General features: G+C 44.2%; 25 protein-coding genes and 1 pseudogene. 11 read left to right on the top strand and 15 right to left on the bottom strand.

Translation table 11 applies throughout. The features are described 5' to 3' along the window. Window positions 1–144 precede the first annotated feature (144 nt). The gene (locus tag OO774_RS17930; RefSeq protein ID WP_264908046.1) at window positions 145–498 is read right to left on the bottom strand and encodes a DUF413 domain-containing protein; all 354 of its coding nucleotides are present in this window, start codon (window positions 496–498) and stop codon (window positions 145–147) included. Between the two features lie 148 nt (window positions 499–646). Here OO774_RS17930 and OO774_RS17935 point away from each other — a divergent pair, with 148 nt between their 5' ends. Then, entirely contained in the window at window positions 647–1,540 is an 894-nt protein-coding gene (locus tag OO774_RS17935; RefSeq protein WP_264908047.1) for a LysR family transcriptional regulator, read from the top strand. Window positions 1,541–1,816: 276 nt separating this feature from the next. Here OO774_RS17935 and OO774_RS17940 read toward each other — a convergent pair whose 3' ends face one another. Next, complete coding sequence (locus tag OO774_RS17940; protein ID WP_264908048.1) at window positions 1,817–2,260, bottom strand: DoxX family protein; 444 nt, start codon at window positions 2,258–2,260, stop codon at window positions 1,817–1,819. 347 nt (window positions 2,261–2,607) lie between these two features. After that, the gene (locus OO774_RS17945; RefSeq protein ID WP_264908049.1) at window positions 2,608–2,811 is read right to left on the bottom strand and encodes a hypothetical protein; all 204 of its coding nucleotides are present in this window, start codon (window positions 2,809–2,811) and stop codon (window positions 2,608–2,610) included. Between the two features lie 257 nt (window positions 2,812–3,068). Between OO774_RS17945 and OO774_RS17950 the strand changes: the two are divergent. Both OO774_RS17950 and OO774_RS17955 read left to right on the top strand, forming a co-directional pair. Next, window positions 3,069–3,872: pseudogene (locus OO774_RS17950) on the top strand (AlkA N-terminal domain-containing protein); the annotation flags it as partial. Beyond that, window positions 3,869–4,351, top strand: coding sequence for a methylated-DNA--[protein]-cysteine S-methyltransferase (locus OO774_RS17955; RefSeq protein ID WP_264908050.1), 483 nt, complete (start codon window positions 3,869–3,871; stop codon window positions 4,349–4,351). The pseudogene OO774_RS17950 and the gene OO774_RS17955, both read left to right, overlap by 4 nt. A gap of 96 nt (window positions 4,352–4,447) precedes the next feature. Here the strand turns inward: OO774_RS17955 and OO774_RS17960 are convergent, their stop codons facing one another. Then, window positions 4,448–5,056 (bottom strand): YitT family protein, encoded by a 609-nt coding sequence (locus OO774_RS17960; protein ID WP_264908051.1) that lies wholly within the window; start codon window positions 5,054–5,056, stop codon window positions 4,448–4,450. A gap of 348 nt (window positions 5,057–5,404) precedes the next feature. On the opposite strand from OO774_RS17960, the gene OO774_RS17965 reads away from it, so the two are divergent. Continuing rightward, window positions 5,405–5,800: a GFA family protein gene (locus OO774_RS17965; protein ID WP_264908052.1), complete on the top strand. Its 396-nt coding sequence runs from the start codon at window positions 5,405–5,407 to the stop codon at window positions 5,798–5,800. Between the two features lie 6 nt (window positions 5,801–5,806). Here OO774_RS17965 and nhaD read toward each other — a convergent pair whose 3' ends face one another. Both nhaD and OO774_RS17975 read right to left on the bottom strand, forming a co-directional pair. Beyond that, window positions 5,807–7,237, bottom strand: a complete 1,431-nt coding sequence (gene nhaD / locus OO774_RS17970; RefSeq protein WP_264908053.1) for a sodium:proton antiporter NhaD — start codon at window positions 7,235–7,237, stop codon at window positions 5,807–5,809. 411 nt (window positions 7,238–7,648) lie between these two features. Further along, the gene (locus tag OO774_RS17975) at window positions 7,649–8,674 is read right to left on the bottom strand and encodes an acyltransferase family protein (protein WP_264908054.1); all 1,026 of its coding nucleotides are present in this window, start codon (window positions 8,672–8,674) and stop codon (window positions 7,649–7,651) included. Window positions 8,675–8,926: 252 nt separating this feature from the next. Between OO774_RS17975 and OO774_RS17980 the strand changes: the two genes are divergently transcribed. From OO774_RS17980 to OO774_RS17990, 3 genes are all read left to right on the top strand, one after another. Next, window positions 8,927–9,541: a TetR/AcrR family transcriptional regulator gene (locus tag OO774_RS17980; RefSeq protein WP_264908055.1), complete on the top strand. Its 615-nt coding sequence runs from the start codon at window positions 8,927–8,929 to the stop codon at window positions 9,539–9,541. Window positions 9,542–9,645: 104 nt separating this feature from the next. Next, the gene (locus OO774_RS17985; RefSeq protein ID WP_264908057.1) at window positions 9,646–10,503 is read left to right on the top strand and encodes an alpha/beta fold hydrolase; all 858 of its coding nucleotides are present in this window, start codon (window positions 9,646–9,648) and stop codon (window positions 10,501–10,503) included. Window positions 10,504–10,723: 220 nt separating this feature from the next. Continuing rightward, window positions 10,724–11,008 (top strand): pyrimidine/purine nucleoside phosphorylase, encoded by a 285-nt coding sequence (locus OO774_RS17990; RefSeq protein WP_264908058.1) that lies wholly within the window; start codon window positions 10,724–10,726, stop codon window positions 11,006–11,008. Window positions 11,009–11,145: 137 nt separating this feature from the next. Here OO774_RS17990 and OO774_RS17995 read toward each other — a convergent pair whose 3' ends face one another. Next, on the bottom strand, window positions 11,146–12,303 hold the full coding sequence (locus tag OO774_RS17995) for a GGDEF domain-containing protein (RefSeq protein ID WP_264908060.1): 1,158 nt from the start codon (window positions 12,301–12,303) through the stop codon (window positions 11,146–11,148). 427 nt (window positions 12,304–12,730) lie between these two features. Here OO774_RS17995 and OO774_RS18000 point away from each other — a divergent pair, with 427 nt between their 5' ends. Then, entirely contained in the window at window positions 12,731–14,071 is a 1,341-nt protein-coding gene (locus tag OO774_RS18000) for an MATE family efflux transporter (protein ID WP_264908062.1), read from the top strand. 101 nt (window positions 14,072–14,172) lie between these two features. Here OO774_RS18000 and OO774_RS18005 read toward each other — a convergent pair whose 3' ends face one another. After that, a complete protein-coding gene (locus OO774_RS18005) occupies window positions 14,173–15,852 on the bottom strand; it encodes a pseudouridine synthase (protein WP_264908064.1) in 1,680 nt (559 codons plus the stop codon). A gap of 148 nt (window positions 15,853–16,000) precedes the next feature. On the opposite strand from OO774_RS18005, the gene OO774_RS18010 reads away from it, so the two are divergent. Then, window positions 16,001–16,804: an HAD family hydrolase gene (locus OO774_RS18010; protein WP_264908065.1), complete on the top strand. Its 804-nt coding sequence runs from the start codon at window positions 16,001–16,003 to the stop codon at window positions 16,802–16,804. Between the two features lie 84 nt (window positions 16,805–16,888). On the opposite strand, the gene OO774_RS18015 is transcribed toward OO774_RS18010, so the two are convergent. The 6 genes from OO774_RS18015 to OO774_RS18040 all read right to left on the bottom strand — a co-directional run bounded on the left by OO774_RS18015 (window position 16,889) and on the right by OO774_RS18040 (window position 22,561). Next, window positions 16,889–17,986, bottom strand: coding sequence for a GGDEF domain-containing protein (locus OO774_RS18015; protein ID WP_264908067.1), 1,098 nt, complete (start codon window positions 17,984–17,986; stop codon window positions 16,889–16,891). Beyond that, on the bottom strand, window positions 17,986–18,450 hold the full coding sequence (locus OO774_RS18020) for an oxidoreductase (RefSeq protein ID WP_264908069.1): 465 nt from the start codon (window positions 18,448–18,450) through the stop codon (window positions 17,986–17,988). Before OO774_RS18020 ends, OO774_RS18015 begins: the two co-directional genes overlap by 1 nt. 398 nt (window positions 18,451–18,848) lie before the next feature. Then, entirely contained in the window at window positions 18,849–19,688 is an 840-nt protein-coding gene (gene fghA, locus OO774_RS18025; RefSeq protein WP_264908070.1) for an S-formylglutathione hydrolase, read from the bottom strand. Window positions 19,689–19,777: 89 nt separating this feature from the next. Continuing rightward, window positions 19,778–20,926, bottom strand: coding sequence for an S-(hydroxymethyl)glutathione dehydrogenase/class III alcohol dehydrogenase (locus OO774_RS18030; RefSeq protein ID WP_264908072.1), 1,149 nt, complete (start codon window positions 20,924–20,926; stop codon window positions 19,778–19,780). Between the two features lie 270 nt (window positions 20,927–21,196). Next, window positions 21,197–21,934, bottom strand: coding sequence for a class II aldolase/adducin family protein (locus tag OO774_RS18035; protein WP_264908073.1), 738 nt, complete (start codon window positions 21,932–21,934; stop codon window positions 21,197–21,199). Window positions 21,935–21,958: 24 nt separating this feature from the next. After that, window positions 21,959–22,561: an HD domain-containing protein gene (locus tag OO774_RS18040; RefSeq protein ID WP_264908075.1), complete on the bottom strand. Its 603-nt coding sequence runs from the start codon at window positions 22,559–22,561 to the stop codon at window positions 21,959–21,961. Between the two features lie 178 nt (window positions 22,562–22,739). Between OO774_RS18040 and OO774_RS18045 the strand changes: the two genes are divergently transcribed. Continuing rightward, window positions 22,740–23,609 carry a LysR family transcriptional regulator gene (locus tag OO774_RS18045; RefSeq protein WP_264908077.1) on the top strand — a complete coding sequence of 290 codons (870 nt, stop codon included), beginning with the start codon at window positions 22,740–22,742 and terminating at the stop codon, window positions 23,607–23,609. 107 nt (window positions 23,610–23,716) lie between these two features. Here OO774_RS18045 and kdgR read toward each other — a convergent pair whose 3' ends face one another. Continuing rightward, a complete protein-coding gene (kdgR, locus tag OO774_RS18050; RefSeq protein WP_264908079.1) occupies window positions 23,717–24,499 on the bottom strand; it encodes a DNA-binding transcriptional regulator KdgR in 783 nt (260 codons plus the stop codon). A 254-nt stretch (window positions 24,500–24,753) separates the two neighbouring features. On the opposite strand from kdgR, the gene kduD reads away from it, so the two are divergent. Beyond that, a complete protein-coding gene (gene kduD / locus OO774_RS18055; RefSeq protein WP_264908736.1) occupies window positions 24,754–25,515 on the top strand; it encodes a 2-dehydro-3-deoxy-D-gluconate 5-dehydrogenase KduD in 762 nt (253 codons plus the stop codon). Window positions 25,516–25,528: the final 13 nt, after the last annotated feature.

Below are 25,528 nucleotides of genomic sequence, written 5' to 3' on the forward strand. Positions count from 1 at the left end.
CACGGTTTGATGTGCAAATAAAGCCCTCGGGAGAACGCGACCTTGGGCTTTAGGAGAAGAAAAATTCACAAACGTTCACTCTGAAGGTGAATGAACGCTTGTCTAAGTCTTCGACTTAACTATCGATCAATTGATAACGATAAATTAATCGTCTTCAACCAAACTCTCTTCCGCGAAGTCTTCCGTTGCATCCGGTTTATTGCGTCCGTTTAGCGTATGGAAGCGTTTTCGACCGCGAGCGAGTTGAGTGTATTTTAACCACGTACGCTCAATTTTGGTTTTTGCTTTGCCTGGGTGCTCTAACACCTTAACGAAGTGTTTCTCTTCGCTGTTTTCCGGTGTTAACTCGCCCGTTTCCAGACCAAGCATGGTATCCCCATAAATTGTTAGGATTTCCTCTTCTGCAAGAGTAAAATCACCAGACTTTGCAAATCCGCGTGGAAATTTTACGTTATCGTAAAATCGTTTTTTGCCATGACGGAATTCAGTGTCAGACATGTCAACAGCCTCTGTAACCGTTATTGATGAATGTAATGAACTAAGGCGAAAATTAGGCGTAAAGCTAACAAAAGAAAAACAAATTTTTTTTATCGTCATGATTTTAATTAGTTGTTAATCTGGTTTGATATTAACCAGGAGATGGTTTATGGATGTAAAGGTCTTTCGAACATTTTTAGAGCTGGCAAGGGTTCGTCACTTTGGACGTGCCGCTGAGAACTTGTATATTACCCAAGCTGCAGTGAGCGCTCGCATCAAGCAACTGGAAAGTTATTTCGATACTCAATTGTTTATTCGTGATCGAAATAACATAAAGTTAACCTCTGCGGGTGAGCGTTTGATCAGTTATGCCGAGGTGATGGTCACTACTTTGCAGCAAGCCAAGCTAGAATTGTCACTCGATGATGGCAAAGCGTTGCAACTTACCTTAGGTGGTACCGCGAATATCTGGGATGCGTATCTCCAGAACTGCTTAAGTGTGGTCACTGATTCTTTCGGCGGCTATGGCTTTATGGCGGAAGTGATGGGGCGTGAAATGCTCAGTCGTAGTCTGTTGGAGCGTACTCTGGATATGGCATTTGCTTTTGACCAGATAAAAGCAGATGAGCTGAACTGTAAAAAAGTGGCTGACGTTGTGCTTGTTTTGGTGTCGACTGAACAAGATTCGCTAGATACGGTATTTGATAAAAAATACGTATACGTTGATTGGGGTACCCGTTTTGCCTCTGAACATTCCGAGCGTCACCCTAAGATCCCAGCTCCATTTTTGCGGACCTCTACCGCGCGTATTGCTCTGGATTTTATTTTAGAGAAAGGTGGAGCGGCCTACTTGCCAATATCTCTAGTAGAGCCATTTATTGCCAATGGGCAGCTCTATAAGGTGTCAGGAGTAGAAGACTGGCATCGCCCTATTTACTTGAGCTATCGCAAAGCCAGCTCGTCTGTGGACGCGATTAAGCAGGTTGAAGAGATTGTTAAGGATATCGATCCGCTTACCGCCTACAGCTTGCAGCAAATTGGCTCGGGATTGTCTGACGAGTAATCCATATTGGCTTTTACTGACCATCAAATAAAATGCCCCTGATGCAATATCAGGGGCATTTTCATGAAAGTCTGGATTAAGGCAAGTCTTATACCATTAACCTGGAAAATTAACTGGTCAAGAAACAGGGTTCGATAAACAAACCTTATTTGCCATGGATGGCAAATCGAAGCCCCATGGATGCGTTCTTATAAACATACGGTGCGTGTTTGTGTTCGATGCCTGTTTTCTGGTTCTCTATCATTAAGCATGACCATTTTCTTACTTAGGTTTGTATTAAGCAAGCTTCTTGCGTAATACGTTATCCAGAGCGACTTTACCTGCGCCCGATAGCACGAGCGAAACACTTGCCGCCAATAGCGCTAATCCAAATTCGTAACCGTTATTTGCCAGGAACAAACCATTTTCGAAGTGAACCGAGAAAATAGCGATCAGCATAGTAAAAGAAAGGACGGTCGCTGCTGGTCGAGTGAGTAAACCTAACAGAATAAACAAACCACCAAAGAACTCACCACTGCCCGCTAGGAAAGCCATTAAAACGCCAGGGCCTAAGCCGATCGATGCCATCCATTGACCAGTACCTTCCAGCCCGTAACCGCCGAACCAGCCAAATAGCTTCTGAGAGCCGTGTGCCATAAAAATGATGCCGATAGGAATGCGAAGTGCCAGTGTGCTGAAACCTGCGTTTGATGCTGTGATTTTTTGTAGTAGTGCTTTCATGATTCTGTCCTCATACGATGTTTTCATGAGTTGGGAGGTGTCTCCCTTGCTGTTGAGTACAGTTTAGGCTTAGTTAACACTAGAAAAAATTGGGGTGATTTGTTCTTCTACTTCAATAAATTTGAACTAAAGGTTTTTTATTAAATAATTCAGATATTTATTGGTTGGTCCTGTCTTGTTTTTTTATCTTTATTTGATGTTTTCTCTGCCACTATGTCATATTTTTCGAAGCTAGATCAAAGAGCAGTAATACGAGATAGGTGATGTTTAGGTCTAAAATAGAGCACGGGTTTGTGCTCTATTATTTTGTTGTTAAAGAAGGAGGAAGGTTTGTATGGGAACCACAATTAGAGATTCATCAAACTTTCAAGCGACTCCTCTACATTCTTGTAGTGATAGGTTCTAATATTCCCCCCATCGGTCGTATTAATCTGAATTTCTGAAATCTCGTTGTTTGAATCTCGCTCAATTATTCCGATAGAATGATCAACGGATTTACTCGTAATAACCTTTTGGTTTCTAAGCACAATTACGCAAGTATGTAAGTCCATAGCAATTCCCTGTTAGCCGACGTTGTTGTAATGTTCTGGTCTTAACTTTAGTGTAGAAATACACTAACGCCAACTAATCTCATTATTGAATTCCGAAAGTGGCTAACCTTCAGTAAACACCTCGTTTTACAATGCACATACAGCCCAACTCGTTAGAATCGTGCAGGCAAGGATAGGCTCATGCTTATCCACCCCTATACATCTTAGACGTTTGAGAGGTATCAGAAAGCACGTATGACGCGTGATAGTTGTTTTGACGACCGAAGGAGTTAGAAAAAATGGTAACGAATCGGATTGAATTACCTTTTCGTGGTGATTTTAACTGGCAGCATATGTTGAATTTTTATCGCTTGAGGGCAATCAAAGGGGTGGAAGCGCTGACAGAAGCCAGCTATAGCCGTACGGTTTGTATCACAGGGAGTAAAGCGTGGTTTAAAGTAACAAAAGGTGAAAACCATCTAGAACTGGATTTCGAAATTGAAGACGTAGCAAAACTGCATACGCTGGTTACCCACGCTCGTCGAATGCTTGATCTAGACGCAGATATTTGCTCGATAGAGCGGCATCTCAACTATGTTGCCCCGGGGCTTGTGAAGCGCCAAGGGATTCGTATTCCTGGCGTATGGAACACATGGGAAGCTGGTGTTCGGGCAATTTTAGGCCAGCAAGTTTCGGTTAAAGCGGCGATTGGTCAACTGAACCTGCTGGTAGAAAAACTCAGTGTAGAAGGAGAAGCTCGTTGCTTTCCTGAGCCCATTGACGTCGTGAATGCGGATGTGAGTTTTTTACGCATGCCTCAAAGTCGTAAGAATACGTTAGTGACCTTTGCACAGTTTATGTTGGATAATCCGCAAGCGGAACCGCAGCAATGGTTAGAAGTAAAAGGCATTGGCCCCTGGACGGTGAGTTATGCCCGTCTTCGGGGAGAGTCTCAACCTGACTGTTTTTTGCACAACGACCTGGTTGTTAAAAAGGCCATGCAGCGCTACCCGTCACTCAATACTCATACGGCTTCTCCTTGGGGTAGTTATGCAACTTTTCATTTATGGGATCAATCATGAAAACCAACTATACCGAAATGCCCAGCCCTTTAGGCACCGTGACCATACAGGCCAACTCTGATGGCCTGCTTGGTATTTGGTTTGAAACCTGTACGACAAAACCGGATGATTTGGGTGAGCGCAACGATCATCATCCTGTCCTCAATCAGACGGTTGTTCAGTTAGGAGAGTACTTTTCTGGGATAAGGAATGAATTTGATCTGCCCCTAGCTACAATAGGGACGGACTTCCAAAACCAGGTTTGGCGTACACTGACAACCATTCCCTACGGAGAGACGTGGAGCTATCAACAGCTTGCGGATGCAATAGGTAACCCAAAAGCCGTGCGTGCCGTGGGTATGGCCAATGGCAAAAATCCCATTTCTATCGTTGTTCCCTGCCATCGTGTTCTCGGCAAAAGTGGCAAGTTGACTGGCTATGCTGGTGGTGTTGAACGTAAGCAACAATTATTGGCTTTGGAGCAGGGTAAACCACTGTAATTGGTATAACTTCACCCACTTTCATTGAGATTACAATATAAAAAGCCCCGAGACTTGGCTCGAGGCTTTTATATTTGTTCAGGGATTATCTGGCGATTATGCTTCCTGAGGCTTGGGTTGATAACGGCCAGGTTTGTGATTCATGGCAAGGATCAGGTTGATAATCACAGCCCCCATGACGGATAGAGCGATGATGTAAACATCGACGATAAACAGTGACATGACGACGATAGCACAATCTAACGCCATCTGTACTTTACCCGCCCGGATACCGAAACGCTCCTGGAGAAACAGTGCCAGAATGTTAAAGCCACCAAGACTCATCTTATGGCGAAAGATGACCAGCATGCCCATCCCGATTAAACCACCCCCTAAAAGAGCAGCATACACCATATCGATTCTGGAAATTTCAATAACATGATGCAGGTGGTCTACCGCGAAAGAGACAATTGTCACTGCAATAAATGTATTGATGGAAAAACGCCAGCCCATACGGGTTACCGACAGAATGTAAAACGGTAGGTTAAGAGCAAAAAAGATTTGACCAAAACTGTAATCACTCACTTTGGTGAGAAATATCGCTAAACCAGCCGTACCGCCAGTCAGTAGCCCGACTTTACTGAAAATAATAACCCCCAGCGACACCAACGCACTGCCAAGCGTCAGAGCCAAGAGGTTTTCTCTAAGACTATGATCTTTATCCATAAAAGTTTTTCCTTGGTTTAAACCCTTCCTGCTACACGAGTAGCCTGGTTTGGGATGCGGTCGCCAAAATGGCCACCAAAATTATTTAATGTAATTGACAGAACCAGATGACTGTAATGCTGAAGAACAAGCTGGGGCGGTTGGCAATACTACCGGAAAACAACACTATCCTGAGTAAGCGTTTCTGCCTCATTGTCACTGAACCAACATAAGTCTTGGTTACTTGCGCATAAAATGTCTTGAAAAGTGACCAATGTCGAGTTTTCAACAAGCATTGAACTTTTGTTAATCTGTTTAACATAATGTACACGCTGTAAAGTTGAGCGATTAAAGACCGGAGGAAAAGTCATGATAAAGCGAGTAGGATCCACTGAAATTAAACCTTTGCACCGGCTGACCTGTCATTGTGGAGCCGTGGAATTAGAGCTTTCACTGCCTGATGGTATTGAAAAGCCAAGACGATGTGATTGTTCGATGTGCCGCCGTCGTGGCGCTATCGTAGCTTCAGTACCCTTGAAAGGAATTCGAATAGTTAAAGGCGAGGAAAAACTTAAGCTTTATCAGTTTAATACTCATACGGCAAAGCACTACTTTTGTAGTGAGTGTGGTATTTATACCCACCATCAACGTCGCTCAGACCCGACTGAATATGGCTATAATGTCGGCTGTCTAGATGGCGTTAATCCGTACGATTTAGGCGAGATTGAAGTGATGGATGGCGTTAACCACCCATCAGACCGTTAAACGGGGTCAGCTAAATAGACTGCCGTTCATCCATAAGTGTGCGGCAATGCTGGCAGCGTAGCCCAAAGCGATGACAGGTGCCCATTTTAGGTGGCCAAAGAAAGTGTACTGACCGCGAGCTGCCCCCATCAACGCGACGCCTGCCGCTGAGCCTATTGAAAGTAAGCTACCACCAACACCGGCGGTTAGCGTAACCAGCAGCCAGTTACCGATAGACATATCAGGGTGCATGGTTAGCACCGCAAACATTACCGGGATGTTATCCACGATGGCAGACAGTAACCCGACCATGACGTTAGCCCATATCGGGTTCCACTCGGTGTACATTAGATGAGAAACCAACTCCAGATAGCCAAGTAAGCTTAACCCTCCCACGCACATCACCACGCCGTAGAAGAAGAGTAAAGTATCCCACTCCGCGCGAGATACACGGTGGAAGACATCAAAGGGTACCACGGAGCCAATTCGTTTCAATGCTTGTTCGTCTCCATTGGCGATGGCGATGGCGGTTTTTTTTGCTAAAGATTGTTTGAGTGTTCGGCGTAGGAAATAGCCAAAAAATTGCAAGTAAGCTAAGCCCATCATCATGCCTATAACGGGCGGGAAGTGGAGTACCGCATGGAAAGAGACGGCTGTGGCAATAGTCAGAATGAATAGCAGCACAATACGCCGTGCGCCGCGCTTGAGCTCCACATGCTCATGTTTGGTATTTGGTCTGGTGTTTGGCACGAACAGTGACATCAGAAAAGCAGGAACCAAGTAGTTGACCAGAGAAGGGACAAATAGAGGGACAAATTCAGCAAAGTTTACATGACCAGCCTGCCAGACCATTAAGGTCGTGATATCGCCAAAAGGGCTGAATGCACCGCCAGCATTGGCTGCGATGACAATATTGATGCAGGCCAGGTTGACGAATTTCGGGTTGTCGCCTGACACTTTCATCACGACGGCGCACATCAACAGTGCCGTTGTTAAGTTGTCCGCGATGGGAGAAATAATGAACGCAAGGAAGCCTGTCAGCCAAAACAATTTTTTAAAGCAGAAACCTCTACCCACCATCCATGCTTGTAAGGCATCAAAGAGTCTTCGCTCTTCCATTGCGTTGATGTAAGTCATCGCCACTAAAAGAAACAGCAGTAATTCTGCGTACTCAAGCAAGTTGTGCTCTAACGCTGCCTTAGCAACATCCTGTTGGTTGTGTTGCGTGAAGGTATATCCGATTAGAATCCAAATTAACCCGGCTGCGAGCAGTACCGGTTTGGATTTTCTCATCTTGAGATACTCTTCCAGCATAACCAGAGCGTAAGCAATAGAAAACAGAACCAGAGCGGTATAGCCAACGGTGGAATTGACTAAGTTGAGATCATTGGTTACCGCTGCCAAGCTGGAGCTTGAGAATAACAAACAGCAGAAAGCCACAATTGGGTAAATTGGCATAGACATTTCTCCCTTGTCTTGTTGGAGAAATAGTAGCCATAAATTAAGGGGTTAGTTGTGAGAAAGCTCGAATTAACGGTAGGAACCGGGCATTATGCCACTATTTTCTTAGTGACACGATACCCGCTACGCAACATAAAATGGCTGCGGCATACAAACCGTAAGTCAGCCAATGGCTTATTTCTAAAAAAGGAGTCAATCCTTGAGATGCCCACATACAGCCTCCGTTAAATGAGCAATGTTGTATTCTTCGGGCCAATCTAAAGGAAATGTACGATGTTTTTTGTGAGTATCGACAAAATTATTGAGGCTCATAGAGCTCAATTTTAGTCAGTGAGAGCTCTCTCTCATTTTTGTTTGGCTTGCTCCAACACATTTTTCAGAGCGAGCTATGACTCATATTTAATTGATTTATCTCAGTAATAGTTTTCTTAGTGGTGAAGCATCAATACCTTTGACTAACAGTAATGTAGCGATGATGGTGGTTGAGTAAATAAACACATCTTTAGCTAAATCTTGCAGTCCGAGAATACCTGCCACATTCATCATCACAATTATCATCAGTAGGTGGCTAACGTAGATACCTAAAATGTTTGGCGACCATTTTAATACCCATGGCATGTTGCCAAAGTTGGGGCGAGCGAGTAGCCACATGAAAATACCAAGTGACCAAATAACGGTCCCAAATAAGCAATCATGGCTATTAAATACAACGTCGTGTTGCGTCAACCAATAGGCTTCTGCAAAGTGAAGCCCCATTCCGAGTATGATCATTCGCAGTGCACTATTATGTGACCAAAGCCATTGTTTCTCACGAATCAGGTAGCCAAGCACAACCAGTAAGCTACTAAAGAAAGGGCCATTACGAGTGAAAAAGGGAGAGGGCAGTTCAGTTAAGGTAGAATAGCTCCCTGCTAGAGCGCCATACACGTAAAGCAACAATGCGATAGGTAGCAGCAGTTGCGGCAGTCTGACTCTGACTAAACAAGCGATAAGCGCTACGGCCATAACGAGTGCTGGCAGGAACCATAAATGTACCAGTCCTCCTTCGAGTAAAGAGTTAATCGGGGATTGCATCAAATAGCCCCAGTAACCTTGTCGTTCTGCTAAGTAACCAGCGTTAGAGACCGTCTGCCATTGGAACGGCACCAATAAACAAATTACACTCCACACAACCCATATTCTGATTAACGGTTTTGAATAACGTTTGACTGTTCCGATTGGATTAGTGCTGAGCTTCGGCTGAATCAAGTAGCCCGAAATAAGGAAAAACAAAGGAACCGCAAACCGTGACATCTGATTAAGAATGTAACCGACCCACGGCACGTCATCCCAGAGCCAGTAACTGAGTGCCATCTGGCAGTGAAGGCCAACGATAGCTAGCATGGCAATGATTCTGGCAAATTCTAAGCTCGCTATCTTTTTGTTTGTTCCCATAACTGGTTTCCCTGAAGAAAAATTATGCAGCGAAAGTAACAGTTTGCACACAACGATGTGTGTAAGGAGATCAATTCATCCAGTCTCCGTGACAGGTCAATATCTTAAATTCCGACCCATCTCAAACTTCTTATCTCATTCGTAGTTTGAAGTGACTAATACCCCCTAACCTCTCAACTGGACTATCCGGCAATTGGTTAGACCAGAAGATGAAAACTTGCATAAAAGCACGACCGTGCTAAAAATACCGTTATGAAGAAAGGAAAAGTAACCAAAGAGTTTATTCTGCAGCGTGCTTTCGAGATTGCCAGTGAGCAGGGTTTAGAGAGCCTGACTTTTGGTGAGCTAGCAAAACAGTGTGGGATGTCGAAAAGTGGTTTGTTCGCCCATTTTAACTCCAAGCTGAATTTACAGCTTTCTGTATTAGAGTATGCGAATCAAGTGTTCACCTCTCGGGTGATATCGCCTGTGCGAGAGCTAGGGGATGATCCCATAGAGAGAAAAATCCGAGGATTGTTAGATTCCTGGATGACCTGGAATCACTCTTTTCAGGGTAGCTGCATGTTTCTTGATGCGTGGAACGATACCGCAGCGGATGATTGCCCCTTACAAAGCGCATTGAGAAAGTCCATCAATACCTGGCTGGATTACTTAGAAATACAAATTGCGAAAGGTAAACAAAACCAAGAGTTTTCAAGTCAATTAGACACTAAACAAGCCACGTTTGATTTGTATGGACAATACCTAAGCGCGCATGTGTTTTATTCGATTAAAGGCGAGGTAGAGAGTCAGAGACTGTTTTGGCAAGGGATAGATAACTTGTTTTCTCGTTGGAAGGGGGAAGAGTCCCCAAACCGATTCATTTAGAACACACATATTGAACATTTAGAGAGGGCGACAGAGTTCGCTCTTTCTTATCAGCACAAAAAGCACGACCGTTCTATTTTGTGCTGCTAGATAAGGGAAAGATCATGAGCGACAAAATTTACTTTAATACTTCGCAGCGTTTTAGCGTCAAACGCAGTCTGGTTAATATCAGTACCCGTCTGCACCATACGCTGGCACCGTCACACGCCAAAAGTACCGCGAGAAAGCTTCTTTTGACGCCGGTGCGTACTAAACCGAAAAATGCCGAGCCTCAAGGTCTGGTCAAAGGGGAGATCCAAGGTTTTGATGGCGTGATTAAAACCTATTCGCTTGGCTCTGGCCCTATTTGGGTTCTGACTCACGGCTGGTCAGGAACCGCGAGCCAGTTTTTTCCTCTGATGGAACATATTGCTGCTAAAGGGTTTACGGCACTGGCCTATGACCATCCTGCTCACGGTGAGAGTGAAGGTCAGTACGGCCACATTCCCGGGTTTATTCGCGGCCTGGAAGATGTGTTAGATTCAGTTGGCGAGATAGCTGGCTTGATCGGGCACAGTATGGGAACGGCTTCTGCACTTGAATGTCGACACAGTAAGCTGGAGAACAAGCCACTTTTGCTCATTGCGCCCGTTCTAAATTACGTAGAAAACCTGTTTGGTAGTATTGCGCGCTCTGGCTATTCCATGAAGCTGTTCAATGCGGTGGTATCCGAAGTGGAAGCGCAGTTTGATTACCCGTTGCAGTCGATTGATCCGCTGAAACGCCTAGCTGAGCGTGAGTGTGAGACGATTATTGTTCACGATGAGCAAGACAAGTTCACCAAACACAGTATCTCTGCGAAAGCAGCACAGGATATCGTTCATGTTGAGTTGGTTACTACTCAGGGCCAAGGCCATGGCCGAGTCATGAAGTGCGAGCAAGTATTCCAAAGCTTTGAACGCTTAATTGAGCTGCAGGCGTAGCAATTTTTATAAACATGAGCCGTAAGTTGTTAGGTTAAAAACGGTCAATGTATCAACGCGATACTGCTTAGGTACTCACCAGTTCTGATGTGCTATGCATGGTATGTAAACCTGATTATGAACCGATTTGTCACTAATGTTTAATTAGAAGGCTTTATGGACTTGAGTCGTGGAGAAAAACAGGGTAAAAAAGGTCAGATTTTTAATGAGGGAACAGATAATGAGTATCAAGGAAAACAGCTATTTTGCAGGCGGTGTGAAGTCACTAGGTTTTAGTCAACACGAGCAAGAAGTGAGTGTCGGTGTTATGCTTCCGGGAGAGTACACGTTTGGTACACAAGCTCCAGAACGCATGACAGTAGTGAAAGGTGCCCTTATTGTTAAACGTGTAGGTGAAACTGACTGGACAACATACAACAGCAGCGAGTCTTTTGATGTTGAAGGCAACTCATCGTTTGAACTACAAGTTAAAGATGCGACAGCGTACTTGTGTGAATATCTATAAAACACCGTCTTGAACCGTGAATTGAAGCCACCTTCGGGTGGTTTTTTGTGTGTATACTTATTGGTTATCCTACTCGTCTATTTATGGGCGATGTATAGGTCCGCTGATTAGTATCTAGTGAGCGCTTACTTACTGAACTAATAAACCTCTCCGATTTCTGGTTGACGCAATGGTTGGGTGCTCAATTCTTCCAACTGCACACAATCTTCATAGTAGGCGTACTGATTTTTTCCGGTGTGTTTTGCTACATACATGGCTTTATCTGCACATCGAATCAGCTCCGATAAGTCGTTTGCATCTTGTTTATAAATCGCAGCCCCGACACTCATCGTGATTTCATTAATGAGGTCGTAATCTAGAGAGCGGTTTGAGAATACATTAACAATGCGTTTTAACACTTCGTCCAAACTTTCTTTGTTAGGCACATCGTGTAGTAGCAAGACAAATTCATCACCGGCAAACCGAGCGATAGAATAATCATTCTTCGGGGGAGTGTGGCCAGCTATGCGAGCGCTCTCTTTCAATCGAGATGCAAATGTCTTTAGAACGTGATCACCAACGTCATGGCCATAGTTGTCATTGATGAGTTTAAAGTTGTCGAGATCGAGGAAGATAACGGCGGTTAATCCTTTGGTTTTATAGCGATCGATTTCGCTCAGTTTTTGTCGTGCCCAAGTTTCAAAGCTCCAGCGATTGGCCAAACTGGTCAGTTGGTCAAAATAGGCCAGCTCCTCAATGCCTTCTCGGTAGAGGATTTGAATGTAATTCAGAACCTTGGCGTAGTAATAAGAAAATGTATGACAAACAAAGCTAATCGCAATCAACGTCAACATAAACCGACGTTCAATCATAGGAGTGGCGGTTGGTAATCTATCCAGAAAAGCGATGCCGAAAAAAATAAAGAGTATGTAGGTACAGCTAAAGAGAAGCCCAACTTTAAACTCGTTGATAAGAATGAGGGTTGCGACAATTGGATACAGCCACAAAATCTTCCCTGAAGGCGCATCATTAAACAGTAGTAACAGCAAACCTTCTAGCATGAGTACTGCGCTTAAAAGTAGATCGGCATACTGGTGATGCTTTTGTACTTTTATCATGTAGCAAATCGCAAAGCAGGCAAGCGCAGATAAAGCATGGAGCAAACACAGCCCCCAGTGCTGCTCAAATGCTTGAACAATCGCACCATAGACTAGGCAAGTTGCGGCGATGCTCGAGCATATAAAAACAATCTTCTTTTTTCTCGTTGCGCGGATATCCGCCATCTCTTCTAAGCGTGCCCCTGCCAATGTCGACATCTTGTATCCCTAACTTTATAGTTTTAACTCTATTCTAGTTGTTAACTGAGCGATAGATAGAATAAAAGTTCGGTTATCTGTGACATGAATCATTTTGAATATGACCATGACTAATTGAATTAACAGTAGATTTTGGCGATATAGATAATATTTAAACTTTCGTGAAAGTGTAAACGTTTACACTGCCTGCCAATATTGTTTATTATATGCGTGGATAGACTCCCGTTCACGCTGTCAATGAATGTCCAAATGAAAAGAAAAAATTTCACTCAGCGAGACGAAATTCGTTGTTGTTGTGTGCTGAATACGAATAGAATTTACGCAAGACTGTATTTCTCAGGTCAATTCAAGGCCTAATTGTTATTTTTATAAACTGCTTCACGGTTTTCTGTGAGGCAGTTTTTCATTTTGTGAAGGTTGACCAACTATGCCTAAAAGCCAGAACATCAACCAGCGTATGTCCATTGTGACACTCGCCTGGCCGATACTCGTGGAAATTTTGCTAAGGACGGCTTTAGGAACCAGTGACGTATTCATGCTGAGTGGTTACTCAGACAAAGCGGTATCAGCGGTTGGTGTTATCACCCAATTGACGTTTTTTCTGATCATTGTTTCAACATTTGTGAGCAGTGGGACGGGCATCTTAATTGCACAATACAATGGCGCTGATCGTGAGAAAGACTCAGTTGATGTCGGTGTCGCTAGTGTGGTGCTGTCGGTGATTGTGGGGATATTCCTCAGCGTGATAGCGGTACTTGGTGCGATATTCTTTTTGCCATATTACGGCCTTGAAGCCCAAGTGGAAGAATACGCGCGCAATTACTTGTTGATCAGTGGCTCGCTGACATTCAATGTCACCATTGGCATCGTGCTAACCACGATTCTGCGTAGTCACGGTTTTTCGCGCTCACCAATGGTGGTTAACCTACTCAGTGGCGTGCTAAACATTGCAGGTAACTACATCGCGTTGTATCAGCCGTTTGGTTTACCCGTTTATGGCGTAGAGGGCGTTGCCGTTGCGACCGTCGTGAGCCAAGTCGTAGGAACATTGATGTTGTTGGTGGTTGTGGCGCGTTCGAGTATCCAGTTACCCATGTCGACCATGAAAAAAGTGCCGGCGGACATCTATAAAAAGATTTTGAAGATTGGCGGTATGAATGCGGGTGAGGTGTTGTCTTACAACATTGCGCAAATCTGTATTGTGTACTTTGTGGTACAGATGGGTACGGCTTCGTTGGCGGCATTTACCTATGCGCAGAATATTGCGCGTTTTTCTTTTGCTTTTGCACTGGCGATTGGTCAGGCAGCGCAGATTCAAACTGGTTATTACATTGGTAAAGGTTGGGTGAGCAGCATCCTGAAGCGTATTCAGATTTATTTCTTGGTGGGCTTTGTTGCTTCTACTGTTGCGACGAGCGTGATTTACGTATTCCGAGAAGACATTCTCCGCGTGTTTACTGACCAGCCTGAAATCCTTGCTCTTGCTGGCTCATTGGTTCTGGGATCAATCCTGTTGGAAGCCGGACGTGTGTTTAACCTGATCTTCATTGCCGGTTTAAAAGGTGCCGGTGACATTAAATTCCCGGTGCAAATGGGTATCGTAAGTATGTGGGGTTTAGGCGTGTTGTTCTCTTACGTGCTTGGTATTCACATGGGCTACGGTGTAATGGGAGCCTGGATGGCCATTGCTTTGGATGAATGGGTTCGAGGCATCATCATGGCAAGACGCTGGCGTTCACAAGTGTGGACGAAATTTAAAGTCAGTTAAAGTGAAGCGATAAGACACTTAGGTGGAAATCTATCTCTGGTCCAAACTAAAAAGGCACTGATCAGTGCCTTTTTAGTTTCTTCAGATTAACCGTACCGGGTTTAAAACTCACAATCGGCATGGAAGCTCATGCGTTGTTTGCTGTATGGATGATCCAGTTCCAGCATTTCTGCATGCAGATGCAAGCGATCAGCTTTTTCACCATATAGGCCATCGCCGACCATTGGCATATTTAATCCCATGTGATGTGCGCTGTGGACACGCAGTTGGTGGGTACGGCCAGTTTTAGGGTACATATACACCTTGCTACGGCCATTGTTAACTTCAATCAACTGCCAGTGTGTCTCCGCAGGTTTACCATGTTCAAAGCAAACCAATTGACGTGGACGGTCTTCTGGATCGCCGCGCATGGGTAATGATATATCACCCTCGGCATCACTAAGTTCACCTTCCAGCAGAGCCATATAGCGTTTTTGTACGCCACGAGCCATGAACTGCTTCTGTAAGCTCTTGTTGGCGCGTTTGGTTAACGCAAACACCAAGATGCCTGACGTCGCCATATCTAAACGGTGAATGACAAAAGGACCTTCCACATCGGGAAACATGGCTTGTAGTCGTGTGTACGCCGAGTCTTTGATGGTTTTGCCCGGAACAGACAGCAAACCTGATGGCTTGTTTACTACTACCATGGCTTCGTCCTGATAGAGAATTTCCAGCTCTTTGTCTTCTGCCCAGTTTTCAGCCAGCGGGTTGGGTTCGACGTTCATACCTTGCAGCATGTGGCCCAGTATCGGTTGGCACTTACTGTTGCACGATGGGTAAAACTTCTTGTGCTGGCGTACTTCGGACTTTGGTGATTCCCCCCACCAGAACTCGGCCAGCGCCAGCGGTTTAAAGCCATGTTTAAACGCGTATTGAAGCAGTTTTGGGGCAGCACATTCACCAGCACCAGCTGGTGGTACAGGATTTGTGGTGTTAGCGAAAATGTCCACTAAATCGCGTTCTTGCTTCAGACAGTTAAGAAAGCGGTATTGTCTGTGCAGTTTGTGTTGTAGCGCGTTAGACAGCGTTTTACGGCGCTCTTTAAGTTCTGAAAGTTCATGTTTTAAAGTGGCTAAACGCTGCTCTTTCACTGCCAGTTTTTCATCCCACGCCATCTTGAGGTGTTTGAGCGCATTTTTCTCGGCCACACTTTGCTTACCCAACTCGTCTAACAACGTATGTAGCTTATCGGGACTTAGCGATTTCTCGCCCTGTTTACGCTGTAGTTTTCGATTCGCGCGGCCGTCTATCATGATTTGGCGTTGCGCCTGTTCTTCTTGCTGGTAGGTAGTACGATCAGCTTGAATTTCAACTTTTAGCTCAGTTAATTCTGGGTTACCTGCACACTGTTTGTATTCGGCATTGATTGCATTGATGGCGTCAGTTTCTACGCGGAAAAAACCTTCATCTGTCAGCATGTCATACACTGGTGGCACAAATCTGGGCAGCAAGTTTTGATCGGCGATCTTGCCCGAAAAGGCACTGAGATACCCTAGTTCACCTTGTTGATTTTGCACCAAAAGCACGCCGAACATTTTGCCGCGTCCTGCTTGCTCGTTATCCAGACCAAAGTCATGATCAAAATCGTTCTGCGTGAGTAAGTGCCGTTGCAATTGTCCAGCGGCTAATACGCATAGAGGATGTGGTGTGTAATAGAACGGAAACGTAAACTGCTCTGGTAACTCATAGCCAGAAATATCAGCAGTAAAACGAGTAAAGCAATGTTCAGGCGAGTGCATGGTGTGTATCCGCGAACGTCAAAATCGAGCGAGGATTGTACCTGTTTGAATCAGGATTGCTATATTAACAACGGTACTTGAGATTCACTCACGATCCTGTACCTTAAACGTTATCGCAGTTTTCCCACCCTAATTAGAGTTTTAGTTCATGTCACAAGCTAACATTAAATTTATCGCCTCCGATATGGACGGCACGTTACTCGATCAGTACGGTCGTTTGGACCCTGAGTTCTTCGATGTGTTTTTACGATTAGAAGAAAAAGGGATTTTGTTTTCAGCTGCCTCTGGTCGTCAGTACTATAGCTTGCGTGACACTTTTGCTCCGATTCAAGACCGCATTCTGTACGTGGCAGAAAATGGCACTTTGGTGATACATAAAGACAAAGAACTCTATAGCTGTACGATTCCGAAACCTGAAGTGGCAGAGATAATCAAAGCGGTGCGTGGCATAGAAGGGGCACACATTGTTTTGTGTGGTAAGCGCTCGGCTTATATTGAAATTCAAGATCAAAAAACACTCGAAGAGTTTCAAAAGTACTACCATCGCTGTGAAAACGTCGACGATTTGCTTGAGGTTGATGATGAGTTCATCAAAGTTGCGATCTGCCATTTTGACGGCTCAGAAGAGTTAGTCTTCCCGACGATGAATGCTCAGTTTGGTGAGTCACACAAAGTTGTTGTTAGTGCCAAAATCTGGTTAGACGTGATGAACGCAAAAGCTTCCAAAGGTGCGGCCATTGAGTATCTTCAACAAACCATGAATTTTACACCCGCAGAGACGATGACATTTGGTGATTATCTGAATGATTTGGAGATGCTGCAAGCGAGCGAACACTCGTATGCGGTAGCCAATGCTCATGAAGAGATTAAGAAAGTTGCCCGTTTCTCGGCGCCAAGTAATCAGGAATCTGGTGTGCTGACTGTGCTGAAAGAAAAATTTCTGAACAACTAGTCACGCAGACTCATCCTCAGTTGTAATGAAAAGCCCCGCTTGTTGAAGAGCGGGGCTTTTATATGTTTGAGATGTCACTCTGTTCTATCTTTGGAATTTCATCTTGTACATGCGTTTATCTGCGATATTGATAAGGAAGTCGATATTATCGCTATCCATCGGATAGCGCGCGATACCAATACTGGTCGAAAGCTGATGATCGTTTTCTGTTTTTAGTACCGGGTCATCAAACACGGCATTAATATGACGCTTTATTTCTTCTTCGCTGATGGCTTTGTCCTGAACGACGATGGCAAACTCATCACCACCCATTCGGTAAGTGGTAAAATTATTGATCTCCATCGACTTTAGCCGGTTAGCGATAGCTCGTAAAACTTTGTCGCCAGCTTGGTGTCCGTGAGTATCATTAATTTTTTTAAATCCGTTTAAGTCCAGGATACAAAGATAAAACGTGTTTTTTTGTTGCATGTTTTTTCTAAGCGTCACAAACAGCGCGCTTCGGTTGCCAAGCCTAGTTAGAGGATCGCTGAGGGCCAATTTTCTGTGGAAACTTGATTCGCGGTAAAAGAAGTAAATAAGTGAGAGTGTCGATAAAACAAACGTCGCAAACAGCATATATTGTGCTTGTACTAGTCGCTGTGTTTCACCTTTTTGTGCCTCATATACTTTGCTGGTGAGTCGGAAGTTTTGATTTACAAAGTCCACTAAGTCCAAGTACAGCGTTTGAGTTGAGCGATAAAACTGAGCTGCTGCTTGACGATCGCCGGTTCTCGCCTCGACAAGAAAAGGTTCCAGATCTTTAAACTGTTCGAAGAGTTCTACAAAATACTGCTGGATATTGTTACGCGAAAAGAAAGTGTATGCGTCATCACTGTTGATGAGTAAATCAAAGCGACTCCATGCGAGTTCATACTGCAGCTCTGCTCCATTGATATCTTGAATGTTGTCATCGAGCCTACGTGCTTCCCCAACCAGTTCAGACAGTTCTTTAGAAAGCTGAAACAAAAACCACGTGGCTTGCTTTTGCTCATCAGTAAAGTTTTGCGCTAATGCACGAGTTTGTTGAAGCAACATGACATTTGCAAGTAATAAAGAGGTAGCAAAGACTAACAGCAGTGCTTTGCTGAGTGTCGTATATCGCCACTTTTGGGCTATAATTGGGTAGGTGTCTGATAACTTCATTATTTCTTTATCAATTTAATATTATTCACCTGCCAGACCATTTGAGCATGGTATGCCGAGCGATTTAATTCTGGGTACAGGTTTAGCGGATATACAATCCAATAGGGGCCTTTGTCTCTGATTTTTATGTAATGTTGGTCTTTTTGATAGGCCAGTATCGGTTGATATTTAACAATATCAGGTCGCCTAACAATTGCGTGGTAATTGTTTAAACCACCGATATCGATTTCTTCTGGGATATCACCGTATACGTGAGTCAGTAAGGTACTCAGTTTTACACCAGTAAACTCAGATTCCCCTTTACTCCAGGGTAGTTCGGTGGTGTAGGTAGTGGCTGGCAACGATTGAATGTCTTCTAACTCCAGCGCAACACTGGAGTTTTGCGGACCGTTACTAAATGAAACGGTATGTGCAGAAATGAGGGGGGCAAAACACAGCAAGCCTAATACGAGTATCTTTTTCATTCTATTCATTTTGGAGTTTTATTCTTTTTTTGATCTGGATCAATTGGCGCTAGCCGAGATTTATTAAAGGTTTTGATAATTTGAATAAATGGATAAGGTTGCAAAAATATATCGTGTTTGAAAAGTAACCTTACGTTTACTTTACGTCAAGGTTATTAAGTGGCTTCTTAAATAAATGGACGATGAAATGCAGTGATTGTAGGTTTATTAGAGCTCTTTGCGTATTTTTAGTGCTATTTAATACAAATCGATATAATTATCAATTGGTGATTGTTAGTGGGGAATTAACATTTCTAGTTAATTGTTTGTCTGTAAAATATATACTATCAATGAATATATATTCAAAATAATAATACCACCTTGCTTAGGGTGGCATTATTACGTTATTTCTTAATGAGTTACTCGAACAAATACTTCGCATGGAAGTTCAAATGGTCATCAATAAAGCTCGAGATGAAGTAGTAACTGTGATCATATCCAGGTTGCATTCGAAGCGTTAATTCTGAGTCATGTTTGTTAGCTGCCGCAACGAGAACTTCAGGTTTAAGCTGTTCACTCAGGAACCCATCTGCGTCTCCCTGATCGACCAGAATTGCCAAAGGTGATCGAGTTTGTTTCAGTAGTTCACTCGCATCATATTGTTTCCAGTTTTCGATATCGGTACCCAAATAAGCAGTAAAGGCTTTTTGACCCCAAGGACACTGCATCGGGTTACTGATAGGGCTAAAGGCTGAGATTGAGCGATACTGATCGGCATTTTTTAGGCCGATAGTCAGTGCACCATGCCCACCCATGCTGTGGCCAGAAATAGACTTAACATCAGAAACTGGGAAGTTGTTCTCAATGATAGCTGGCAGTTCTTTGGTGATGTAGTCATACATGAAGTAGTGCTGAGACCAAGGCGCCTGAGTTGCATTAAGATAAAAACCGGCACCTTGACCGAGGTCGTAATTTTCATCATCTGCCACACCTTCTCCGCGGGGGCTGGTGTCAGGCGCAACAATGGCGATGCCAAGCTCGGCAGCCATACGAAATGCGCCAGCTTTCTGCATGAAGTTTTCATCGCTACAAGTGAGTCCCGATAGCCAGTAGAGTACTGGTACTGGGTGGGATTTTGTCGCGTTTGGCGGCAGGAAAATCGCGAAGCGCATTTGGCAATTCAGCGAACTCGATTCGTGAGTGTATTGTTTGTGCCAGCCACCAAAAACTTTGGCCTGACTTACGTTTTCTATCATCATGAATAAACTCTTAAGAAACAGAAATTAGACTCAACGGCAGGACACCGTTCATACAACAAGGCTCTCCCTAAGGAGAGCCTGCAGAGACGTTATTTGTCCATGTGAATCACGCTACGGATACTCTTGCCTTCGTGCATTAGGTCGAATGCTTCGTTGACGTCCTCAAGCCCCATCGTGTGAGTAATGAATTCTTGTAGACCGAATTCACCTGCCATGTATTTTTCTACAATTTCTGGAAGCTCAGAGCGGCCTTTTACGCCACCGAACGCACTGCCTCGCCATACACGGCCCGTTACCAGTTGGAATGGACGGGTAGAAATCTCCTGGCCAGCGCCTGCTACACCAATGATAACGGATTCGCCCCAGCCTTTGTGACAGCACTCAAGAGCCTGACGCATCACGTTCACGTTACCGATACACTCGAAAGAGTAATCTACGCCGCCATCTGTCATTTCAACGATCACTTCTTGGATTGGCTTGTCGAATTTCTGAGGGTTAATCACATCAGTTGCGCCAAGCTGTTTGGCAAGATCGAATTTACTCTCATTGATATCGACACCGATGATACGGCCAGCACCAGCCATACGTGCACCGATAATTGCAGACAGACCGATACCGCCCAGGCCGAAGATTGCTACTGTATCGCCTTCCTGAACTTTCGCTGTATTCAGTACTGCACCCATACCGGTAGTTACCCCACAGCCAAGCAGGCACACTTCGTCTAGAGGTGCTTCTTTATTTACTTTGGCTAGTGAAATTTCTGGCAGTACCGTGTACTCAGAGAACGTCGAACAGCCCATATAATGGAAAATCGTTTCGCCGTTGATTGAGAAGCGGCTGGTACCGTCTGGCATCAGGCCTTTACCTTGAGTTTCACGTACTGCCTGACAAAGGTTAGTTTTGCCAGATTTACAAAACTTACACTCGCCACATTCTGCTGTGTATAGAGGAATAACGTGATCACCGACTTCAACGCTAGTCACGCCTTCACCTACCATTTCAACGATACCGCCACCTTCGTGACCAAGAATCGCAGGGAAGATGCCTTCAGGATCGTCACCAGACAGTGTAAATGCGTCAGTATGACAAACGCCAGTTGCCACGATACGGACTAAAACTTCACCTTTTTTAGGCAGTTGTACATCCACTTCTTCCATTTTTAATGGTTCACCAGCCGCCCATGCGACAGCTGCTTTAGATTTGATCGATGTTTGACCTGGTTTGATTTCAAGTGCCATTGGATTTCCCTTATCTAATCAATAGGTAGGCGTCGTAATTAAGCCTAGCTGAGCTTTGCGTTTTCGCCTGATGTTTTACTAATACTCATTTTATCTATTTCAATAAAAATGATAATCCGTACTTTTTGAAAATGATTTTTACACATAAGTAATAATAAGAGTGTTAAACCGAACAGAAGACAAAGGGGGTTTTTATTGACGACAGGCGTTCATGGGTAAACCTTAAAGCGCTTATCATGCTTATGATGAAGCGCTTTATACGGGGATTGGTTAGTCTTTGTAACGTGGGTCGATTCGGTCCAGTTTGCGAAGTAACGCTGGCCATACGATAGAACCATTTACGCCCTGTGTTTTCACCGCTTCTGTTATCGAGCTGACAATCTTGGGTTCAATATGAATGAGCTCACTGCCACCAGACTGCGCGGCTAATTGGATTTGGCAGGTGGTTTCCAGTGCATACATTGACAAGAACGCGTCTGCCACCGTTTTTCCGACCGTCAGTAGCCCATGATTGCGCAGCACAAGAAAATTTGCTTCTCCCAGATCTTGCTGCAAACGTGGTTGTTCATCTTCTCTTACTGCGACGCCTTCGTAGTCGTGGTAAGCCAATGACGAAAGTACATAAGTCGACTGTTGACTGATGGGCAAGATGCCGTTTTTCTGCGCGCTGACCGCGACACCAGCTCGCGTATGTGTATGAATGATACAACCGACATCATGACGCGCCTCATGGATACAGCTATGAATAATAAAGCCGGCATGGTTTACCGAGTGGGATGTGTCTTGCAACACGTTGCCATTCTGATCGATCTTAACCAGATCGGAGGCGGTGATTTCATCAAACATCATCCCATAAGGGTTGATCAGAAAATGATGCTCAGGGCCTGGAATCCGTACACTTATGTGGGTAAAGATTAAGTCGTCCCAGCCGAATTCTGCTACCAGCCTGTAGCATGCGGCTAATTCAACACGTAATTGCCATTCTTGTTCGCTAACTTGATTTCTCATTGATGAATTCATCATCGCCTCTCACTATTCTGCTGCTATTTTGTCTTGTGCTTGTTTGTAAATCGAACGGACAGGATGCTCAAACACCTTGCGGATCATCGGCTCAAAGAATTCTAGCGGTAGGGTGTCTAATTGAGGATCAAACGCTGGTGCATCATATTTACGCACAAATTCCTGTGTGCGCTGGTAGCAAGGATGGTCGATATAAGCTTTGTGCATCTCTCTGTCCATATTCAAGTGATGGAAGAAGTAATATCCCTGGAAAATACCATGATGTTTGATCATCCAGTGATTCTCTTCACTGACGAAAGGCTCGAGAATAGTGGCAGCTATGTCGGGATGGTTATACGAACCCAACGTATCGCCAATATCATGCAGTAGCGCACACACGACGTACTCATCATCTTTACCATCTCGATAGGCGAGTGTTGCACATTGTAGGCTATGCGTGAGTCTATCAACCTGAAAGCCACCAAAATCACCATCAAGCAATAAAAGGTGTTTGATAATTCTGTCTGGTAACTCTCCTGCATAATCAATAAATTGCTCTGCAATGATCTTCCAATCTTGTGCTTTGCCATGTTCCATATGAGTAAAACCAGCTAGTGGGGTATTGTGCTTGTTCATTCTTCTGTCCTACTTGTGGATTCAGGCGCTATAAAAGCATAGAACCCAGTTACCTAAATGTTAATATGTTTACATTTAGTTAACTTTTTGTGTTGAGGGGTACAGATAAAGGGAAGTTTCTCCTGGTTAGAGTTTGTGTGACAATGTTGTTGTTAAAGGGTTTGACGGGAAAAGAGAAATGGCGAATTGGGAAGGTGTGACTGAGTTTGTCGCAGTTGCAGAGACAAACAGTTTCACTGGCGCTGCAAATAAACTTAAAACATCGGTTGCACAGATCAGTCGTCGCGTTTCCGCACTAGAGCAACGTTTAGCCGTGAAATTGCTGCATCGTACCACACGTAAAGTTTCTCTTTCTGAGGCAGGTCAGCTTTATTACCAGCAATGTAAGCACCTGTTAGAAGGTTTAGAGTTAGCCGAGCTTGCCGTGACGCAAATGCAGGCGGAGCCCAAAGGTATACTGCGAGTGACGGCTCCGGTTACCTATGGAGAAATGAATCTTGCGCCATTATTGCATCAGTTTCTTGACAAGTATCCTCAGGTGAATCTGGACTTGATTCTGACTAACCAACGACTTGATTTGATTGAAAAAGGTGTGGATGTCGCAATACGTCTGGGGCGTTTGCAAGACTCAAGCATGATTGCCAAGCGGCTTTCTTCACGTCAAATGTATGTCTGTGCAAGTCCTTATTATTTAGAGCGTTTTGGCGAACCCCATACACTCTCAGAACTGGGCCGTCACCAGTGTTTAGTCGGTTCAGTTGACTACTGGCATTTTAAGGAACAAAACAGGGAGAAGTCTCTGCGAGTTTCTGGACGGATCAAATGCAACAGTGGTTTCGCTTTAGTCGATGCAGCAAAGCGTGGACTTGGTTTAGTGCAGTTGCCAGATTATTACGTTCAAGAGGCGTTAGATTGCGGCGAGTTGGTCGAAGTGCTCAGTGATTACCGAGACGATCGCGAAGGTATTTGGGCGCTGTATCCACCAAGTCATAACTTGTCGCCTAAAGTTCGATTACTTATCGACTTTTTAGCGCAAGAGTTGGCGTGAACAGCGCATTAGCTAGCAAAGCGTCAAAAAGGTAGATAGTTAACTAGAATCGACCTTTCAAAATTTACAAAGTTGGCAATAGAGCAGTCTTATCGCTGCTTTCAAGATTAAGAGGGGTAGTTATGGTAACCCAATTGCTCTGAAATATTTTTGCCTGCTTGATGTAACAAGCCAACATACTCTTCCATTCTCTCTTCTTCAAAGCGAATAACAGGGAATGAAATAGAAAGACCGGCAATAATTTGACCAAAGCGATTATAAACCGGGGCCGCGATACAGCGAAGGCCTGGCTCTTGCTCTTCATTATCTTCTGCAAAGTGTTTAGCGCGAACTTGTGCGAGTTCTTCTAGCACTTGTTCAGTGTTCTCTAGTGTCTTTTCTGTGTGTTTAATAAATTCTACACCGCTTAACACATCACGGACGAAGCTTTCATCGCGCTCAGAAAGTAACACTTTACCAATAGCAGTACTGTAGAGAGGGTTACGACGACCAATGCGCGATTGCATGCGTAGGTTGTAGCCAGAATCGATTTTGTGGATGTAAATGATGGCATTTTCATCCAGAGCACCTAGGTGCAAGGCTTCATTGGTTTGTTCTGAAATGTGGCGCATTTCTTTATCGGCCAGTTCAATCAGATCGACATACTCAAGCGATTTCGACCCCAACTCAAATAGCTTAAGCGTTAGTGAATATTTATCGTCTTCACCTTCTTGTGATACATAGCCTAACGACTTCATTGTTTGTAAAAAACGATATGTGGTTGCTTTCGACATCATTAGTCGTTGGGAAAGATCAGATACGCCGATGGATTTTTGCTCGCCTAACGCTTGAAGAATGTGAAACACTTTCAGTACTGATGAAACTGCTTCCGGTTGATTTGTGGTTTTCATTGTTATCCTTGTGAATTTTTTGTTTGCTTCATTATATCTTATAAAATCTGTAGCACTAGTATTTATAAAATACCTTTTCAAAAATTTGGAATGAAACCGGGGTTCGGTGCAGAAAAATTGGATCGCAATCTATTTTTTGAAACATCTTTTCAAAAATAATTGAAACTAATTTCTTTTTTATTCAGTATAGAAGTGTAGAAAGTGACATGGCCAGTCGCCAAATCACGAATTATCTAATTATTGAGGAAAAAGACATGATTCTTGAGTCATTTAACCTTGAAGGCAAAGTCGCCATTGTTACTGGTTGTGACACTGGTCTTGGCCAAGGTATGGCGCTTGGTTTAGCAAAAGCCGGCTGTGACATCGTGGGCGTAAACATCATTGAACCGACAGAAACCATTGAGAAAATTGAAGCAGAAGGCCGCAAATTTGTTGATATCCGCGCTAACCTAATGACGTTGGATGACATCCCATCAATCGTTGATCGCGCCGTCACAGAGCTGGGCCGTATTGATATTCTGGTAAACAATGCGGGTATCATCCGCCGCGAAGATGCGATTGAGTTTTCTGAGCAAGATTGGGATGACGTAATGAACATCAACATTAAATCGGTGTTCTTTATGTCTCAGGCAGTGGCAAAACAGTTCATCGCTCAAGGTGAAGGTGGCAAGATCATCAACGTCGCATCTATGCTGTCTTTCCAAGGCGGTATCCGCGTTCCTTCATACACTGCCTCTAAGAGCGGAGTTATGGGTGTTACGCGCCTAATGGCGAACGAGTGGGCAAGTCACGACATTAACGTAAACGCGATTGCACCAGGTTACATGGCAACAAATAACACCGCTGCTTTACGTGCTGACGAAGAGCGTAACGCTGCAATCCTTGAACGTATCCCTGCTGAACGCTGGGGCTTGCCTGAAGATTTAGCTGGCCCTTGTGTATTTTTGGCATCAAAAGCGGCTGATTACATCAATGGTTACACGATAGCGGTTGACGGTGGTTGGTTAGCTCGCTAATCGATTTGTGAGA

The organism is Vibrio sp. STUT-A11 (assembly GCF_026000435.1).
Classification (GTDB): Bacteria; Pseudomonadota; Gammaproteobacteria; order Enterobacterales; family Vibrionaceae; genus Vibrio.